Consider the following 16,420-nt stretch of genomic DNA (forward strand, 5'->3'; position numbering starts at 1 on the left):
GGTGTCCCCCTGCCGACGGTCAACGCCAAGCTCGGCCTGCTCGCCGCCGGCGGAGGCGCGTTCGACGAAGCCGCCGGCGGCGAGCAGGCCGAGCTTGGCGTTGACCGTCGGCAGGGGGACACCGGCCTTCGCCGCCAGCTGGGCCGGGCCCGCGTGGCCGCGGGCGGGGAACGCCTCCAGGACGGAGCGGGTCACGGGGTCCAGGCGGTCGCGGGGGAGGACCGGTGTGCGCGGGGCCGGGGCCAGGTCCTCGCCGATGCGGCCGACGGCTTCGACGACCTCCTCGTGGCGGGTGACCAGGAGTGTGCCCGCCTCGCGGAGCAGCCGGTGAACACCGACCGAGGTCCGCGAGGTGACCTGGCCGGGGACGGCCATGACGACGCGGTTGAGCCTGCGGGCCCAGGAAGCGGTGTTCAGGGCGCCGCTGCGGGCCTCGGCTTCGACGATCACCGTGCCGCGGGACAGCGCGGCGATCACCCGGTTCCGGACGAGGAACCGGAGCCGGTGCGGATGGGTGCCGGGCGGCGACTCGCTGACCAGGACGGTGCGGCGGGCCATCTCGGTGAACAGCCCCTCGTTCGACGCGGGGTAGGGGACGTCGAAGCCGTTCGCCAGGACCGCGACGGTGGGGCCCTGCGCCGCCAGCGAGCCGCGGTGGGCGGCGGCGTCGATCCCGAGGGCCCCGCCGGAGACCACCGTCCAGCCGGAGTCGGCCAGTTCCGCCGCCAGTTCCGCGGCGACGTGCAGCCCGTACGGGGACGCGGCGCGGGATCCGACGATCGCGACCGAGTGCAGGCAGCTTCTTCGCAGGTCGGCGGGGCCGCGCAGCCACAGCGCGTAGGGGCGTTCGCCGCCGAGGTCGTCCAGGGTGGTGGGCCATTCGGGGTCTCCCGGGCAGATCAGGCGTCCGCCGAGTTCGGTGCACACGGCGAGGTCCTGTTCGGGGGCGGCGGCGACCAGGCGGATCCGCCAGTGCTCGAGGCGCGCGGCCTCCTTCTCGGTGACGCTCACGTCGTCGGGCGGACGGCCGGTGCGGACCGACTCCAGCGTCCGTTCGGGGCCGACGCGGTCGATGATCCGGTTGAGGAGGGCGTCGCCGGGTTCGGCGACGGCGGTCAGTGCGGCGCGGGCGGCGCGTTCGGTGTTCACGGGCGCCCCGCCGACCACAGGCCGAGCGCGCCGCCGATGTCGTCGGCCTCGGGTTCGTCGTGCCCCGCGAGGTCGGCGATCGTCCAGGCGACCCGCAGGATCCGGTCGAGGCCCCGGGCGCTGAGCGTCCCGCGTTGCAGCGCGTCGTCCGCGCTCCGCATCGCCTCGCCGGACGGGACGAAGCGGCGGCGCAGCTCCGGCCCGGGTATTTCGGAGTTGGAGCGCCACGGGGTGCCGGAGAGCCGCTTGAGCGAGCGTTCCCGGGCGTCGAGGACCCGTTCGGCGACGACCCCGCTCGTCTCGGCGAACTCCAGGTCGTACCGGAGTTCGGCGCGGCTGGCGGGCGTCAGTTCGAGTTTCAGGTCGACCCGGTCCAGCAGGGGGCCGGAGATGCGGGTCCCGTACTTGCGACGTATCCCCGGGGCGCAGGAGCAGTCGATCTGCTTGGCCGCCGCGCACGGGCACGGGTTGGCCGCCAGGACGAGCGTGAAGCGCGCCGGGAACGTCGCCGTCCCCTCGGCTCTGCAGATCCGGACCTGGCCCTCTTCGAGGGGCTGGCGGAGCGCGTCCAGAGTGCCGTGCTGGAATTCTGGCGCCTCGTCCAGGAAGAGGATGCCCCGGTGCGCGAGGGAGACGGCGCCCGGTTGGAGCGTCCTGCCGGAGCCGCCGCCGACCATCGCGACGCGGCTGGCGGTGTGGTGCGGGGCGTAGAACGGCGGCTGGGTGATCAGCGGCTGGCCCGGCGGAAGCGTGCCCGCCACGGAGTGGATGGTGGTGACCTCCAGCGCCGAGTCGGGCTCCAGGGGCGGCAGCAGCGTCGGCAGCCGCTCGGCCAGCATGGTCTTCCCGCAGCCCGGCGGCCCCGAAAAGTAGAGGTGGTGCCCTCCGGCGGCGCTGATCTCCAGGGCGCGGCGCGCGTCGGCCTGCCCCCGGACGTCGGCGAGATCGACGTCCGGGGAGATCTCCTTCCGGCCGACGGCGAGGCGGCTGCCGAGCACCGGCTCGTCCTCGGCCTCCTCGACCGGCAGCGGCTCGTCGCGCAGCAGGCACAGGAGGCCGCGCAAGGTCCGCGCGGAGACCACTTCCACGTCCGGGACCAGCCGGGCCTCGGCCGCGTTGGCGTGCGGGACGACCACCGTGCGGCAGCCGCTCTGGGACGCGGCGAGCACGGCGGGCAGGACGCCCTGCACGGCGCGGATCCGGCCGTCGAGCCCCAGTTCGCCGATCATCACCAGCCCCCCGCACGAGCGGGCCGGGACCACCTCGGCCGCGGCGAGCAACGCCACGGCTATTGCGACATCGAAGTTGGAGCCTCTCTTCGGCATGCTCGCGGGGAACAGGGAGACCGTCACGTGGCGGTTGGGCCAGTCCTCGTCCGAGTTGAAGATCGCCGCGCGGACGCGGTCGCGCGCCTCGCTGAGCACGGTGTCGGGCAGGCCGACCAGGTGGAGGCCGGGCACTCCGCTGGTGATGGCGGCCTCGACGTCCACCAGGAAGCCCTCCACGCCGACCAGCGACACCGAGCGGGTCTTGGCGAGCGTCATCTAGCACACCTCCCGCAGGTGATCGATGGCGAAGCCGTCACCGTCGGCGACGAGGCCGAGCACGTCCACCCGGACGGCCGTGCCGCGGGCGCCGTGCGCGGCGGCCCATCGCCAGGCCAGCCGGCGCAACCGGGCGGCCTTCGTCTCGGTGATCGCCTCCAGCGGGTCGCCGAACCGGGTGGACCTCCGCGTCTTCACCTCGCAGACGACCGGGACCCGGCCGTCGTGGGCGACGATGTCGATCTCCCCCTCGGAGCACCGCCAGTTGCGTTCGAGGATCGTCCAGCCGATGCCGGCCAGGTATCCGGCGGCGGCGTCCTCGCCGCGGCGCCCCAAGTCGATGTGCTGTTTCACGGACCTCACCTCCGATCCCGACGCTCCCCAATGCGGACACCGGCTGTAACCGGAACGGCACCCTGTGGATAACTCCGCGGGACATTGCGGGTCGGACGGTCGAAACCCGGCGTGGGGTGCTTGCTTCCTCGGGGACGGCGTCGCACGGTGGCGGCTGTGGACGACACGGGCGGGCGCGGGACGGGCGGACGTGCGGAAGACGACGCGGTCGACGCGGGCGGCGAGCTCGAGGCGGCCGTCGCGGAGTTCGGACGCCGCCTGCGCGCGGAGCGCGACGTCTCGCCGCACACGCTCCGCGCGTACCTCGGGGACCTGCGGGACCTCTGCGCCCATGCGGCCGAGACCGGAGCGACGCGGCCCGCGGACCTGGACGTCGGGCTGCTGCGGGCCTGGCTGGCACGGCAGCACGCGATGGGCCGTGCGCGGGCCACGCTCGCTCGCCGGACGGCGGCAGCCCGCGCGTTCACGGGCCACCTGCACCGGATCGGCGTCCTGGAGAGCGATCCGGGGCTGCTCCTGGGCACCCCCCAACGGCGCCGGAGCCTGCCCGCCGTGCTGACCCGGGACGACGCCGGGCGGCTGCTGGACGAGATGGACGCCGACGGCCCGCTGGGCCTGCGGGACCGCGCCGTCCTGGAGGTCCTGTACGCGACGGGCGTGCGCATCAGCGAACTCTGCGGCCTGGACGTCGACGACCTCGACACGGGGCACCGGACGATCCGCGTGCTGGGCAAGGGGGGACGCGAGCGGACGGTGCCGATGGGCGAACCCGCCGCCCGCGCCGTCCAGGACTGGCTCCGCGCCGGGCGTCCCGCGCTGGCGGACGAGGACAGCGGGCCCGCACTGTTCCTGGGCGCGCGCGGGCGTCGCCTGCATCCGACGAGTGCGCGGCGGATGGTCCACGCGCGCATCGCCGAGGTGGGCGGGATGCCCGACATGGCGCCGCACGGACTGCGGCACAGCGCCGCCTCGCACCTCCTGGAGGGCGGAGCCGATCTGCGGAGCGTCCAGGAAATCCTCGGCCATGCCTCGCTGCAGACGACCCAGCTCTACACGCACGTCTCGTCCGAGAGGCTCAAGCGGGTGCACCGTCAAGCCCACCCGCGCGGGGGCTTGGACGACTAGCGTCCGCCGATCGAGGACTACGGGGTCCGGCGCAGGCGTCGCTCCTTCGACAGGTCGATGACGCCCGGCGGCGGAGGGGGCGGCCGGAGACGACCGGCGCGAAGACGGCCGGCGCGGAAGCCGCCGGCACGGAGGCGGGCGCGCGGACGCGGGCGGGTGCGGCGCCAGAGGAACGCCAGGACGTACGCCAGGGCCATGCCGGTCAGCGCGCCGCCCGTGGCCGTCGTGGCGTCCCGCAGCCCCATGCGCGGCTCGGCGGGTGCGGGCTCGGCGCGTTCGCGGGGAGCGGGCGGCGGGGACCAGTGCGGGAGCAGCCTGATCTCGCGGCGCACGAGGTCGACCGGGTTCAGGTACACGCGCCCGTCGCGCAAGCCCCAGTGCAGGCAGGTGGAGGTGCAGTGCGAGCCGCCCGCCTCGACTCTGCCGATCACGGTGCCGGGCGTGACGCGGCGCCCGACGGGGACGCTCGGGCGGACGGGCAGGTACGTGGTGCTGAGCCGCCCGTGCGTGATCGCGACGACGCCGCGTCCGGCGAGCCGGTCGGCGAAGGACACCCGTCCGGGCCCGGCGGCGCGCACCGGATCCCCCGGACGGGCGGCGAGATCGACCCCGCGGTGGCCCGCGCCCCAGGGGGACGCCGGAGGCGAGAAGCCGCGCAGGACTTGGGGTGCGGGCGGGCCCAGCGGCCACCTCCAGACATCGGGGCTCGGCGCCCCGGCCGTGATCGCGCAGGTGAGGAGCAGTGTGAACAAGGTCATGCCCGAAGCGTGCCGGGGGAGCGCGCCGGTCGTTGCCGCTTCCGCGGCCTGTGGATAACCTCCGACTTCATTGATTCCCGGAGCCCTCCGGGCCCTGATAATCTGTGATGGTGCTCCAAAAGGACACCGGCCGAGGCCAGGCCGTTACTCTTTCGACCACGCGGTCGGACGGGCGAGAAGCCGCTACCTGTGAGCGGAGGGGCCGCGGCCCGGGAGACCGGGCCACAGCCGCCAGGGAGCACCCGGCGGCTGATTTCACGCGTCCGCATGCCACCGACCTGGTGGGGTGCCGCCCCTCGGTCCGTCGCCGCCGGCGACGGTGGGACGGCGCCCGGGCGCAGGCAGACAACCAAATGCGGCCCGCCAGGGCCAGAGAAGGAGAGCACGGGCCATGGCACCCGTCGTCACCATGCGGCAGCTCCTGGAGAGCGGCGTCCACTTCGGCCACCAGACCCGCCGGTGGAACCCGAAGATGAAGCGCTTCATCCTCACGGAGCGCAACGGCATCTACATCATCGACCTGCAGCAGTCGCTGTCCTACATCGACCGCGCCTACGAGTTCGTCAAGGCCACGGTCGCCCACGGCGGCACCATCCTGTTCGTCGGTACCAAGAAGCAGGCCCAGGAGGCCATCGCCGAGCAGGCCACCCGGGTCGGCATGCCCTTCGTCAACCAGCGCTGGCTGGGCGGCATGCTCACCAACTTCTCCACCGTCCACAAGCGGCTCACCCGGCTCAAGGAGCTGGAGGAGATCAACTACGACGACGTGGCCGGCTCCGGCATGACGAAGAAGGAGCTCCTCGGCCTGCGCCGCGAGAAGGACAAGCTGGAGCGCACCCTCGGCGGTATCCGCGACATGGCGAAGGTTCCGAGCGCCATCTGGATCGTGGACACCAAGAAGGAGCACATCGCGGTCAACGAGGCCAAGAAGCTCGGCATCCCGGTCGTCGCGATCCTGGACACCAACTGCGACCCCGACGAGGTCGACTACCCGGTTCCGGGCAACGACGACGCGATCCGCAGCGTCAGCCTGCTGACCCGCGTGGTCGCCGACGCCGTCGCCGACGGCCTGATCGCCCGCGCCGGCGCCGGTGCCGGCGGCGACGAGAAGCCCGCCGAGGGCGCCGCGTCCGCCGCCGAGCCGCTGCCCGAGTGGGAGCGCCAGCTGCTGGAGAAGCAGTCCGCCGAGGCCGCCCCGGCCGCCGACGCCGCCCCCGCCGCCGAGGCCGCCGAGGCCCCCGCGGCTTCCGAGGGCGCGGCCGCCGAGGCTCCCGCCCAGCCGGAGCAGGCGAGCGCCGAGGCCGAGCAGGCTTGATCCCGCGATCCCGGCGGCCCGTGACGGGCCGCCGGGATCGTCGCGGGTCCACGACCAACGACGAGAGAAGCGAAGAGAGCGATGGCGAACTTCACCGCCGCTGACGTCAAGCGGCTCCGTGACCTGACCGGCGCCGGAATGATGGCCGTCAAGAACGCCCTGACCGAGGCGGACGGCGACTTCGAGAAGGCCACCGAGCTGCTGCGCCTCAAGGGCGCCAAGGACGTCGGCAAGCGCGCCGAGCGCACCGCGGCCAACGGCCTCGTCGCCGAGTACTTTGCCGACTCCGGCAACGGCGCGATGCTCGAGCTGAACTGCGAGACGGACTTCGTCGCGAAGAACGCGCAGTTCATCGAGCTGGCCGACCGTCTCGTCCGGTTCGTCGCGACCGCCGGCGCCGCCGACGTGGCCGCGCTGCTGACCGCCGAGATCGAGCCGGGCAAGACCGTCCAGGCCCTGATCGAGGAGAACAGCGCCAAGATCGGCGAGAAGCTCGAGCTGCGCCGCTTCGCCCACTTCCAGGGCGCCTACGTGGCCAGCTACCTGCACAAGTCCGACCCGCAGCTGCCGCCGACCACCGGCGTGCTGGTCGAGCTGGACGCCGAGAACGCCGAGGTCGCGAAGGACGTCGCCCAGCAGATCGCGGCGATGGCGCCCAAGTACCTGAACCGCGACGAGATTCCCGCCGAGGCGATCGAGAAGGAGCGGGCGCTCGCCGAGCAGCTCACCCGCGACGAGGGCAAGCCCGAGCAGGCCATCCCGAAGATCGTCGAGGGCCGGGTCAACGCCTACTTCCGCGACTTCGTCCTGCTGGAGCAGGCGTTCGTCAAGGACGGCAAGAAGACGATCGCGAAGGTGCTGGACGAGGCCGGTGTCAAGGTCGTCCGGTTCGCCCGGTTCAAGGTCGGGCAGGTCTGAGGGCACCCTGGAAACGGGGATCAGGCTAGAAGACGGACGCAACGAGGAGGCCGCCGACGTGCCGGACAAGACGACCACTAGCGCGACGGCGGCCTCGTCGTCCGCTCGGCACGCGCCGGGCGCCGGCTGGAGACGGGTGCTGCTGAAGCTGTCCGGGGAGGCGTTCGCCGGACGCGACCCGCTCGGCATCGACCCGCAGATCGTGCAGCACGTCGCCGAGGGCATCGCCGAGGCGGTGCGCGACGGCGTCGAAGTCGCGGTCGTGTGCGGCGGCGGCAACATGTTCCGCGGCGCGGTCATGGCCGAGCGCGGCATGGACCGCGGCCGCGCCGACTACATGGGCATGATCGGCACGGTCATCAACTGCCTCGCGCTCCAGGACTTCCTGGAGAAGCTCGGCATCGACACCCGCGTCCAGACCGCCATCACCATGAGCCAGGTGGCCGAGCCGTACATTCCGCGGCGCGCCATCCGGCACCTGGAGAAGGGCCGCGTCGTCATCTTCGGCGCCGGGCTCGGCCAGCCGTTCTTCTCCACCGACACCACCGCCGCCCAGCGCGCGCTGGAGATCGGTGCGGAGGCCGTGCTCAAGGCGACCCAGGTGGACGGCGTCTACGACGCCGACCCCCGCAAGAATCCAGAGGCGGTCAAGTTCGACCATTTGGATTACGGTGAAGTTCTACAGCGGGGACTGAAGGTCATGGACGCCACGGCCATCAGCCTCTGCATGGACAACGCGCTCCCCATCGTGGTCTTCGACCTGTTGGGGCAGGGCAACATCGTCCGGGCCGTCCGGGGTGAGAAGATCGGCACGCTGGTCAGCCCGGCACAGGGCTGACCGCGCCGCGACCGCGCCTCGCGGGAGCCGTGCACGCGCACGGTTCCCGCGCGGAGAGGCCGCGGGGACAGCACCAGGTACACGGCCGACCAGATGACACGGGAGTCACAGTGATCGACGAGACCCTCCTCGAAGCCGAGGAGAAGATGGAGAAGGCGGTCGCGGTCGCCAAGGAGGACTTCCAGGCCATCCGCACCGGCCGGGTCACCCCCGCGATGTTCAGCAAGATCACCGCGGAGTACTACGGCACCCCGACGCCGATCAACCAGCTCGCGTCCTTCACGCTGCCCGAACCGCGGCTGGTCATCGTGCAGGTCTTCGACAAGTCGTCCATGCAGGCGGTGGAGAAGGCCATCCGGGAGAGCGACCTCGGCGTGAACCCCACCAACGACGGCAACGTCATCCGCGTCGTCTTCCCCGAGCTGTCGGAGGAGCGCCGCAAGGAGTTCATCAAGGTCGCGGGCGGTAAGGCCGAGGACAGCAAGATCTCCATCCGCAACATCCGGCGGCGCGCCAAGGACGCCCTCGACAAGCTCGCCAAGGACGGCGACGCCGGCGAGGACGAGGTCCGCCGTGCGGAGAAGGAACTCGACGACACCACGCACCGGTACACGGCGCAGATCGACGAGTTGCTCGAGCACAAGAAGGCCGAACTGCTCGAAGTGTGATGGAACTCGACGACGCCGGGGAGCCCACGGGCTCCCCGGATAAGCCGCGCGCGGGCAAAGCCGGGCGCAACCTCCCCATGGCGATCGGCGTGGGCGCCGGCCTCGGCGCACTCGTCCTGGTGTCGCTGTACACCGTCAAGGAGATCTTCCTTGGCGTCATGGTGCTCTTCCTGTTCCTCGGCATGCGCGAGCTGACCGAGGCGCTCAAGAGCCGCGACATCCGGGTGCCGTTCATCCCGGTCGCCACGGGGATGGTGGCGACCCCCGTCGTCGCTTACATCTGGGGCTCCACCGCCGTGGTCGCCGCGGTGTCCCTGACGGTTCTCGCCCTGCTCGTCACACGGATGACGGAAGGGTCGGACGGCTACGTCCGGGACGTGTCCGCGGGGGCGCTGACCAGCGGCTGGCTCGTCCTCATGGGCGGTATCGTGGCGCTGCTGATGGCCCCGGACGACGGCGACCACCGCATCGTGATCTTCATCGCGACGACCGTGGCCAGCGACATCGGCGGATATTTCGCCGGGTCGTTCCTCGGCAAGCACAAGATGGCGCCGACCATCAGCCCGAAGAAGACCTGGGAGGGCTTCAGCGGCTCCGCCCTGACCTGCATGGTCGTCGGCGGGTGGCTGGTGTGGTGGCTGCTGGACGGCGGACGGGTCTGGCACGGCGTCGTCATCGGCCTCGCCGTCGTGGTCACCGCGACGGTCGGCGACCTCATCGAGTCGATGGTCAAGCGCGACCTCGGCATCAAGGACATGGGGACCCTCCTGCCCGGTCACGGCGGCGTGATGGACCGCCTCGACTCCCTCGTGGCGACCGCCCCCGTGGTCTGGCTGCTGCTGGAGCTGTTCGTCCCCACCTCGTGATCGGCGCCCCGGCCGCCGGGCGCGTGCGCGGGCGGGGCTACGACACCACCCACGTGCGTCCCTCGCGGGCCAGCCGCCGCACGAGCGCCTCCGAACCCTCCGCCCTGGCGAAACGGTGATCCTCGGCGCTGATCGGGACGAGCCACAGCCACCGGACGGGATCGTCCTGGACGGTCAAGCCCGCCAGCACGGGAGGGGCGGGGCCCGCCAGACGCGCGGGGTCCTCCAGGAGCAGGACGGCTTCCCAACCGGATCCCTGGGCGCCCAAGGGGAAAGGGCGGTCGTCGTGAGGCCACTTGACGACGTCGCCGGGCGCGAACCAGGTCACCGTCCGCCACGGACACGGCGCGAGCCAGGGGAAAATGCTGCCCGCCGACCGTGCGGGCAGGGTGGCGGCCAAGGCGAGTTCGATCCGGGCGTGAGGGGACACGTCCTCCTCGTACAGTTCGATCGTCGGCATCCGTTGCCGACTCATCCCCACCGTGCTCAACACGGTGAACTCCCGATCGTCCTGTGGCGGGCGCTCGGTCACCCCGACGGTCGGCAATGTGCCGCCTCCGCCGCCTGAGCGTCGTCCGATGTCGTGCCAGTAGTGCCCGCCGGGGCCGAGCCGTTGCAGAAGGTGCCCGAGGACGGCTTGCTGGTACTCCGCCCAAGCCCCTTCGGCGCGCGCAGCCTTCCAGTGGACGCGCGCGCGGTCCAAGCGTGGTCCGAAGTGGTCGATCTCCTCTGCGAGGGGGAACGCGAACGGGCTCTGTTCGGCGGCGTCCCGGGCGTAACCGGGGATGCCGCGCCCGATATCGGACCATCCGGGGATCACGAACAGCGGCTCTCCCGCTTCGAGGACGGCCACGCCGTCGCCCTCCTCGAACCAGACGGTCTCCAGGGCGCCCGCGTCGAGCGCGTCCCGTCCGTCCGGGTGGCGGACGTGCGACCGGGGGAGGAGCGGCGCGGCGCCCGCGTCCAGGCGGGCCCGGTCCAGACCGGCGGGGGCGGCGCGGTGGTTGGCGACCCAGACGGCCCCGACGACCGACTCCCCGGCGTCCTTCAGATAGGCGGCGGTGACGGTTCCGTCGCTCTCGACGACGAGGCGGCGGCTGCCGTACGGGCCGGACTCGGCGTGGACGACGGTCGTGCCCCGGCGCCGGGCCGCGGCGGCGCCCCTGCGCAGAACCGACATGGTCGAGACCTTAGTGGCCCGGGAGATCATGCGCAGTCGCCTGGTCCGTCCGGGTTCGGGCCGGTCGGACGGACGAGGCACCCGCGTGGGTTTGCGACACTGGAAGGACCATGTCTGCCACCACCGAGCCCGCCACCGGGACCGCCGCGCAGCCGGACGGGTCCGCGCCCAAGAAGACCCCGGCGAAGCTGGTCTTCGCCGCCCCGCGGCGCGGCAAGCCGCCGCGGCACCTCGCCGACCTCGCCCCGGCGGAGCGCCGGGAGGCGGTCGCCGAGCTGGGGGAGAAGCCCTTCCGGGCCGACCAGCTGTCGCGGCACTACTTCGCCCGGCTGGTCGACGACCCCGCGGAGATGACCGACCTGCCGGCCGCGGCCCGCGACCGGCTCGTGTCCGCGCTGCTGCCGTCGCTGATCACGCCCGTCCGCGAGATGGACTGCGACGGCGGCAAGACGCTCAAGACGGTGTGGAAGGCGTTCGACGGCGTCCTGTTCGAGTCCGTGCTGATGCGGTACCCGGACAGGGCCACCATGTGCGTGTCGTCCCAGGCCGGGTGCGGCATGAACTGCCCGTTCTGCGCCACCGGCCAGGCCGGGCTTACCCGGAACCTGTCCACGGCCGAGATCGTCGAGCAGGTCGCCGCGGGCGCGCGCGCACTCGCCCGCGGGCGCGTCCCAGGCGGACCCGGACGCGTCTCCAACATCGTGTTCATGGGCATGGGCGAGCCCCTCGCGAACTACAAGTCCGTGATCGGGGCGGTCCGCCGCATCACCGACCCGGCGCCCGCCGGGCTGGGCATCTCGCAGCGGTCGGTGACCGTCTCGACCGTCGGGCTCGTCCCCGCCATCGAGAAGCTGGCCGCGGAGGACATGTCGGTGCGGCTCGCCGTGTCCCTGCACGCGCCGGACGACGAACTGCGCGACGACCTCGTCCCGGTCAACAACCGCTGGAAGGTCGCCGAGGTGCTGGACGCCGCGTGGGCGTACGCCGACCGCAGCGGCCGCCGCGTCTCCATCGAATACGCGCTGATCAAGGACGTCAACGACCAGGCGTGGCGCGCAGATCTTCTCGGCAGGCTCTTGCGCGGGCACCTCGCACACGTCAATCTGATCCCGTTGAACCCGACGCCGGGATCCAAGTGGACCGCGTCCCGGCCCGAGGACGAACGGGAGTTCGTCCGGAGGCTGGAGCACCACGGGGTCCCGGTCACGGTGCGCGACACTCGGGGCAGGGAGATCGACGGGGCCTGCGGGCAGCTGGCCGCCTCGACCAGGGACTGAGCGCCCGCGGTGTGCTCCCCGCACCCCGCGGACGCGGGGAGCTGCTGAGGAGCACGTGTGCGGGGGAAGAAGGGAACGCGGCCGCCGATCGTCCTGCGCGGCTACGACCGGGCCCAGGTGGACGCCCTGCTCGAGGAGATCCGCGGGGCGCTGAACGGCGGCCCGCCGCTGACCGCCGACGACGTCCGCGCCCGCCGGTTCGACATCGTCCTGCGCGGCTATGACCCCCGCACGGTGGACGAACTGGTCAGCGAGTGCATCCGCGAGTTGCAGGCTGCCGGGCCGATCCGCGAGCGGGCGGGGCGTCCGCGCGTCCATCCGGGCTGGCTGGTCTCCTGGATCGAGAACGCGCGGTTCCCCGCTGTCCGCATGCGCATGGGCTATGACGTCCGGGACGTCGACGCGTTCCTGGAGCGTGTCATCGCGGGCCTGCGCGGCGCCGCCCCGCCGGTGACGCCCGCCGACGTCCGCGCTTGCATCTTCCGGACGATCCGCCTCGGGCCCGGCTACGACGTGCAGGAGGTCGACGACTTCCTCGCCCGGCTCGCCGACGCCCTCGAACGCCGCTGACAAAGTTATCCACAGTTTTGCGGCGGGGTGGTGAGGCCGTCCGCGGCACGCAACGCTATGTGCATGGACGATCTCACCGCGCAGCGGAGGCGGCTGCGTCACCTGTTCGAGCGCTTCGTCAGCCCCGAGATGCTCGCCGCCGCGCTCCCCCTGACCCGCCCCGCCCTCCGGCTCGCCGCGGAGGGCGGCACCCCCGTGGACTTCGGCGGCGTCCCGCTCCTCCCGCCCGGCGAGCCGTGGCCGACATGGCACGGCCGCCCCCTGGACTTCCTCGGCGCCATCGACTTCGCCGGCCTCCCCTCGCCAGGCGAGATCCCCGGTGTTCCCGCCGCGGGGACCGCCGCCTTCTACTACGCCAGCGAGGTCCCGCGGCCCTGGGGCGACGAGTCCGCCCAGCGCGACGGGTGGCGCGTGTTCACCGGCGCCGTCGAACGCGCCTCCCCGCCGCCCGGCGCGGTCGCCTTCCCCCGCACGCGTCTGCACGCCGCGCCGTTCCTGTCCCTCCCGTCCCCGCAGGAACCGGCCGTCCGCCGCCTGGAGCTGCGCTATCCGGGCCTGCTCGCCGTCTACGAGCAACTGCACGCCGTGTGGTCCCGGCACATCCGCCCCGGCGGGCTGCCGGCCCACCAGCTCGGCGGCTGGCCGACGCTGGTGCAGCGGCCGATCGGGCCCGACTGCTTGTACGCCTCCACCGGCCGCGCACTGGACACCCCGAGATCCCCGGCCCTCACGCCGGAGGAGGCGCGTGCCGCCGAGGAATGGCACCTCCTCCTGCAACTCGACTCGGACCCGCGCCTCGGCTGGTACTGGGGTGATCCCGGCCGCGTCTACTTCTGCGGCCGCCGCGAACACCCGTTGGAGGACGCATGGCTGACCGTCCAAGCCGCCTGACGGCCGGGCGTCAGGAGCGGAACCGGTCCGTGGCGACGTAGGCGGCACCGACCAGGGCCGTCCACAGCACCAGATGCAGGGCGATGCCAGGGAAGTCCGCGACGAAGGCGTCCGGCCCGTCGTGGACCGCCCGCAGCCAGTTGATCATCGGCACCGAGACGGGCGACAGCGGCCCGAGGCCGAACAGCACCAGCGCGCTCGCGCCGCCGAGCAGCGCCAGCAACGCGACCCCGGGAGAAGGGAGGACGGCCCGGCTCGTCCACGCGCCGAGCAGTGTGCCCGCGGCCGCCACGAGCGCGTTCAGCGCCAGCCCCGCGGTCACCGCGGGGCCCGGCGACCCCGACGACACCGCCTGAACGAGAGGAATCACCAATGTCACGATCCCCAGGCACAGATTCATGCCGTAGGCGGCGAGCAGCCCCGCCCAGACGGGCGCCCACCGGTGCCTCGCCGCGGACGCCGTCAGGGCGCGCTGCTCGTCCGGCTGCGTGTCCAGCAGGGCGCGGGCCGCCCACGCCCACACCGGGAACATGAACGCCGCCACGTCGCCGAACGTGCCCACTGCGAGAGCGTCCGCCTCGGGCCCGCTCGGCCCCTGCGCCAGCACCAGGGCCACTACGAGGACGACGAGGATCAGCGGATGCAGCACACGCAGCGACCGGATGTAGGCCGCCGCCTGGAAGCGGGCGATCGCGATCATCGCGCGGGCCTCCGCACCCGGTAGCCGTCCGCGAGCAACTTCGCCTCCACGGTGTCGATTTCCTCCTCGGGGACGACGACCTCGAGGATCGCGGACGCGGGTGCGGTCACGTCCAAGGCGGTGACCGTGCCGTCGGCCACGCGCAGCCGCTCGACGTCGGGCAGCGGCTCGATGCACCGCTGGTGGTCACTGACCACGACGGTGGTCCCGCCGGCGGCGAGGTCGCCGATCAGTCCGGGGAGCGCGTCGCGCGTGGCGGCGTCCAGCCCGGCGAACGGCTCGTCCAGCACGAGGAGTTCGGGATCGTCCAGGAGGGCCTGCGCGATCCCGACCTTCTGCGCGCTGCCCTTGGACAGCTCCGGCAACCGCACATCCAGCAGCTGCTCGAAACCGAGCCGATCCGCCCACTCGCCGACCGAGTCCGCCCGGCAACCCCGAATGGAGGCCATGTGCGTCAGATAAGAACGAACGGTGAACGGCTGGTCGACCGGGAACCGCTCGGGCGCGTACCCGACCCGGTCGGGCCGTTCCCGGACGGCGCCTTTCCCCGGCCGTCGCAAACCGGCGACGAGCCGGAGAAAGGTCGACTTCCCCGCTCCGTTGCGCCCCGTGACCTCGATGATGCGCCCGGGCTCCAAGGTGAGGTCGACGCCCTTGAGAATCCACGGACCCCGTCTCCGGTACCGGAAGGCCACATCTTTGAAGAGCACACCCGCACCCTAGCGAAGCCGAATGCCCTTCCTCCGCCCTCGCAAGGGGAGACGCCCCGACCGCCCATTCGCCAACCCTGGCGAATACGGCAGGACCGAGCAGCACACCGACGCCCAGCCCCACCGGCGGGACGGCGACCCGCGCGCCCGCCGCCCGCGTGCATGGCGTGGACGCCAACCGGCGCGGCCGCCGAACCGCAGGACGGGCCGAACACGAGGGCGGTGCATGTGACGTGGAACAGGGCGGGGGCGGCGATCGCAGCGAGTCCCAGCAGCGCCGACGCGCCCGTCCCTGTCAGCCCGTCCGAATGGGGACGGACTCCCGCACGGACTGGCCTCGGCGGGGGTGGGCCGCAAGCCGTGACGGACCGGGATGGGACGGGCGCACGCCTGTCCTAATCCGGTGCCGGGCCCGCCGAGTTCGCCAAGTCCGCCGGGTGGCCGGGTGCTGGTCGTACCAGTACGCCAGCCCCACCTTGCCCGCCCACCTTGCCCGGCGCGCGCCCCGTCCCGCTGGCGAGCGGCTTGGCAGTGGCGTGCACGGCTTCCGGCTGGGTGACCGGCTCTCGCGCTCGGGTGACTCGCCTCGCGGCTGTGCGGGTGGCTTCGCGGGTCGGTGGTCGGCTCTCGCGGCTGGACGATCGGCTTTCCGATTGGATGACCGGCTTCGCGGTTGGGCGACCGCCCCCCCGGGAGTTGGGTGACCGCCCCCCGGGAGTTGGGTGACTGGCCCTGGGAGTTGGGTGACTGGCCTCGTGGTTGCGTGGTTTGCCTCGCGGTTGGGTGACCGGCTCCGTAACTGGACGTCTGGCCTCGCCGTTTTCCTGCTGCTGTGCGTCTGCGGGGCTCTTCCGGGCGATTGTTCCGTTCGCGTCCTGCGCCGAATCTGTTTGCGTTCAGGATCGTCCGGTGCCTCGGCTTGGTTTCGCCCTGCGTCTGCTTTGGGACTGCTTAGGGCTTGGTTGCTCCGAAGCACGACGCTCCTGCTCAGGCTCGCCGGGGCTGGGGCGGGGTGTGGCGGGGGTCAGGTGAGGGCGGTTGTCAGGCGGGAGGCGTAGGCGGCGGCTTCGGTGTCGGAGTCGTATTTGTGGCGGGGCCAGAAGAATCCGCGGAGGCCGTCCTTGCGGTTGCGGGGGACGACGTGGACGTGCAGATGGGGGACGCTCTGGCTGATCCGGTTGTTCATGGCCACGAAAGAGCCGGCGGCGTCGAGGGCCGACTCCATCGCGGCGGCGAGTCGTTGCGCGTGGGCGAAGAAGGGGCCGAGTTCCTCGGGGGGAAGGTCGGTCAGGGTCTCGCGGTGCGTGCGGGGGACCAGCAAGGTGTGGCCCTTGAACAGCGGACGAGCATCGAGGAACGCCATCGCTTCCGGGGTGTCGAGGACGATGTGGGCGGGGCGTTCTCCCTTCACGATTTCGCAGAAGACGCAGGCGCCGCCGGAGTCAGCCATGGGTGGCATTCTGCCGGAAGGGAGCCGGTCGGGGGTGCAGCGGCGGGGCTGCTGGCGCTTATACCCATCTCCGAGCCCACGAGACATGCGCAGATTACGTATGCCCG

At 72.5% G+C, this 16,420-nt stretch carries 17 protein-coding genes; 9 read left to right on the plus strand and 8 right to left on the minus strand.

Features of this window, described 5'->3' with window-relative positions; translation table 11 throughout:
• From dprA to DMH08_RS32510, 3 genes are all read right to left on the minus strand, one after another.
• Positions 1 to 1,149 (minus strand): DNA-processing protein DprA (gene dprA, locus DMH08_RS32500; RefSeq protein WP_125619834.1); only part of this gene is annotated, 1,149 nt, incomplete at its 3' end.
• Positions 1,146 to 2,693 (minus strand): YifB family Mg chelatase-like AAA ATPase, encoded by a 1,548-nt coding sequence (locus DMH08_RS32505; protein ID WP_125619835.1) that lies wholly within the window; start codon positions 2,691 to 2,693, stop codon positions 1,146 to 1,148. The genes dprA and DMH08_RS32505, both read right to left, overlap by 4 nt.
• Positions 2,694 to 3,047: a YraN family protein gene (locus tag DMH08_RS32510; RefSeq protein WP_199748115.1), complete on the minus strand. Its 354-nt coding sequence runs from the start codon at positions 3,045 to 3,047 to the stop codon at positions 2,694 to 2,696.
• Positions 3,048 to 3,203: 156 nt separating this feature from the next.
• On the opposite strand from DMH08_RS32510, the gene DMH08_RS32515 reads away from it, so the two are divergent.
• On the plus strand, positions 3,204 to 4,172 hold the full coding sequence (locus DMH08_RS32515) for a tyrosine recombinase XerC (protein WP_125619837.1): 969 nt from the start codon (positions 3,204 to 3,206) through the stop codon (positions 4,170 to 4,172).
• Positions 4,173 to 4,189: 17 nt separating this feature from the next.
• Here DMH08_RS32515 and DMH08_RS41225 read toward each other — a convergent pair whose 3' ends face one another.
• Positions 4,190 to 4,930 (minus strand): murein hydrolase activator EnvC family protein, encoded by a 741-nt coding sequence (locus DMH08_RS41225; RefSeq protein WP_199748114.1) that lies wholly within the window; start codon positions 4,928 to 4,930, stop codon positions 4,190 to 4,192.
• Between the two features lie 391 nt (positions 4,931 to 5,321).
• On the opposite strand from DMH08_RS41225, the gene rpsB reads away from it, so the two are divergent.
• From rpsB to DMH08_RS32545, 5 genes are all read left to right on the plus strand, one after another.
• Entirely contained in the window at positions 5,322 to 6,245 is a 924-nt protein-coding gene (gene rpsB, locus DMH08_RS32525) for a 30S ribosomal protein S2 (RefSeq protein ID WP_026405409.1), read from the plus strand.
• A gap of 81 nt (positions 6,246 to 6,326) precedes the next feature.
• Complete coding sequence (tsf, locus tag DMH08_RS32530) at positions 6,327 to 7,163, plus strand: translation elongation factor Ts (protein ID WP_026405410.1); 837 nt, start codon at positions 6,327 to 6,329, stop codon at positions 7,161 to 7,163.
• A gap of 58 nt (positions 7,164 to 7,221) precedes the next feature.
• Positions 7,222 to 8,001 (plus strand): UMP kinase, encoded by a 780-nt coding sequence (pyrH, locus tag DMH08_RS32535; RefSeq protein ID WP_026405411.1) that lies wholly within the window; start codon positions 7,222 to 7,224, stop codon positions 7,999 to 8,001.
• A 110-nt stretch (positions 8,002 to 8,111) separates the two neighbouring features.
• Positions 8,112 to 8,669 carry a ribosome recycling factor gene (gene frr, locus DMH08_RS32540; RefSeq protein WP_026405412.1) on the plus strand — a complete coding sequence of 186 codons (558 nt, stop codon included), beginning with the start codon at positions 8,112 to 8,114 and terminating at the stop codon, positions 8,667 to 8,669.
• Positions 8,669 to 9,535 (plus strand): phosphatidate cytidylyltransferase, encoded by an 867-nt coding sequence (locus DMH08_RS32545; RefSeq protein ID WP_026405413.1) that lies wholly within the window; start codon positions 8,669 to 8,671, stop codon positions 9,533 to 9,535. The genes frr and DMH08_RS32545 overlap by 1 nt, the downstream gene beginning before the upstream one ends.
• A 37-nt stretch (positions 9,536 to 9,572) precedes the next feature.
• Here the strand turns inward: DMH08_RS32545 and DMH08_RS32550 are convergent, their stop codons facing one another.
• On the minus strand, positions 9,573 to 10,715 hold the full coding sequence (locus DMH08_RS32550; RefSeq protein WP_125619839.1) for a suppressor of fused domain protein: 1,143 nt from the start codon (positions 10,713 to 10,715) through the stop codon (positions 9,573 to 9,575).
• A gap of 110 nt (positions 10,716 to 10,825) precedes the next feature.
• Here DMH08_RS32550 and rlmN point away from each other — a divergent pair, with 110 nt between their 5' ends.
• The 3 genes from rlmN to DMH08_RS32565 all read left to right on the plus strand — a co-directional run bounded on the left by rlmN (position 10,826) and on the right by DMH08_RS32565 (position 13,453).
• Complete coding sequence (gene rlmN / locus DMH08_RS32555) at positions 10,826 to 11,992, plus strand: 23S rRNA (adenine(2503)-C(2))-methyltransferase RlmN (protein WP_125619841.1); 1,167 nt, start codon at positions 10,826 to 10,828, stop codon at positions 11,990 to 11,992.
• Between the two features lie 57 nt (positions 11,993 to 12,049).
• Positions 12,050 to 12,562 (plus strand): DivIVA domain-containing protein, encoded by a 513-nt coding sequence (locus tag DMH08_RS32560; RefSeq protein WP_125619843.1) that lies wholly within the window; start codon positions 12,050 to 12,052, stop codon positions 12,560 to 12,562.
• Positions 12,563 to 12,625: 63 nt separating this feature from the next.
• Positions 12,626 to 13,453 (plus strand): DUF1963 domain-containing protein, encoded by an 828-nt coding sequence (locus DMH08_RS32565; RefSeq protein WP_158642430.1) that lies wholly within the window; start codon positions 12,626 to 12,628, stop codon positions 13,451 to 13,453.
• Positions 13,454 to 13,463: 10 nt separating this feature from the next.
• Here DMH08_RS32565 and DMH08_RS32570 read toward each other — a convergent pair whose 3' ends face one another.
• The 3 genes from DMH08_RS32570 to DMH08_RS32580 form a co-directional block, all read right to left on the minus strand.
• Positions 13,464 to 14,153, minus strand: coding sequence for a hypothetical protein (locus tag DMH08_RS32570; protein WP_125619847.1), 690 nt, complete (start codon positions 14,151 to 14,153; stop codon positions 13,464 to 13,466).
• Positions 14,150 to 14,863, minus strand: a complete 714-nt coding sequence (locus tag DMH08_RS32575) for an ATP-binding cassette domain-containing protein (RefSeq protein WP_125619849.1) — start codon at positions 14,861 to 14,863, stop codon at positions 14,150 to 14,152. The genes DMH08_RS32570 and DMH08_RS32575 overlap by 4 nt, the downstream gene beginning before the upstream one ends.
• A 1,024-nt stretch (positions 14,864 to 15,887) precedes the next feature.
• A complete protein-coding gene (locus DMH08_RS32580) occupies positions 15,888 to 16,313 on the minus strand; it encodes an HIT family protein (protein ID WP_026405418.1) in 426 nt (141 codons plus the stop codon).
• Between the last annotated feature and the right edge of the window lie 107 nt (positions 16,314 to 16,420).

The organism is Actinomadura sp. WAC 06369, from assembly GCF_003947565.1.
GTDB lineage: Bacteria > Actinomycetota > Actinomycetes > Streptosporangiales > Streptosporangiaceae > Spirillospora > Spirillospora rifamycini.

Coding starts and splice junctions, on each gene's coding strand:
- rpsB (WP_026405409.1), top strand. CDS start 5,322: ATGGCACCCGTCGTCACCATGCGGCAGCTCCTGGAGAGCGGCGTCCAC.
- tsf (WP_026405410.1), top strand. CDS start 6,327: ATGGCGAACTTCACCGCCGCTGACGTCAAGCGGCTCCGTGACCTGACC.
- DMH08_RS32550 (WP_125619839.1), bottom strand. CDS start 10,715: ATGTCGGTTCTGCGCAGGGGCGCCGCCGCGGCCCGGCGCCGGGGCACG.
- DMH08_RS32545 (WP_026405413.1), top strand. CDS start 8,669: ATGGAACTCGACGACGCCGGGGAGCCCACGGGCTCCCCGGATAAGCCG.
- DMH08_RS32505 (WP_125619835.1), bottom strand. CDS start 2,693: ATGACGCTCGCCAAGACCCGCTCGGTGTCGCTGGTCGGCGTGGAGGGC.
- DMH08_RS41225 (WP_199748114.1), bottom strand. CDS start 4,930: ATGACCTTGTTCACACTGCTCCTCACCTGCGCGATCACGGCCGGGGCG.
- DMH08_RS32570 (WP_125619847.1), bottom strand. CDS start 14,153: ATGATCGCGATCGCCCGCTTCCAGGCGGCGGCCTACATCCGGTCGCTG.
- DMH08_RS32580 (WP_026405418.1), bottom strand. CDS start 16,313: ATGGCTGACTCCGGCGGCGCCTGCGTCTTCTGCGAAATCGTGAAGGGA.
- rlmN (WP_125619841.1), top strand. CDS start 10,826: ATGTCTGCCACCACCGAGCCCGCCACCGGGACCGCCGCGCAGCCGGAC.
- DMH08_RS32565 (WP_158642430.1), top strand. CDS start 12,626: ATGGACGATCTCACCGCGCAGCGGAGGCGGCTGCGTCACCTGTTCGAG.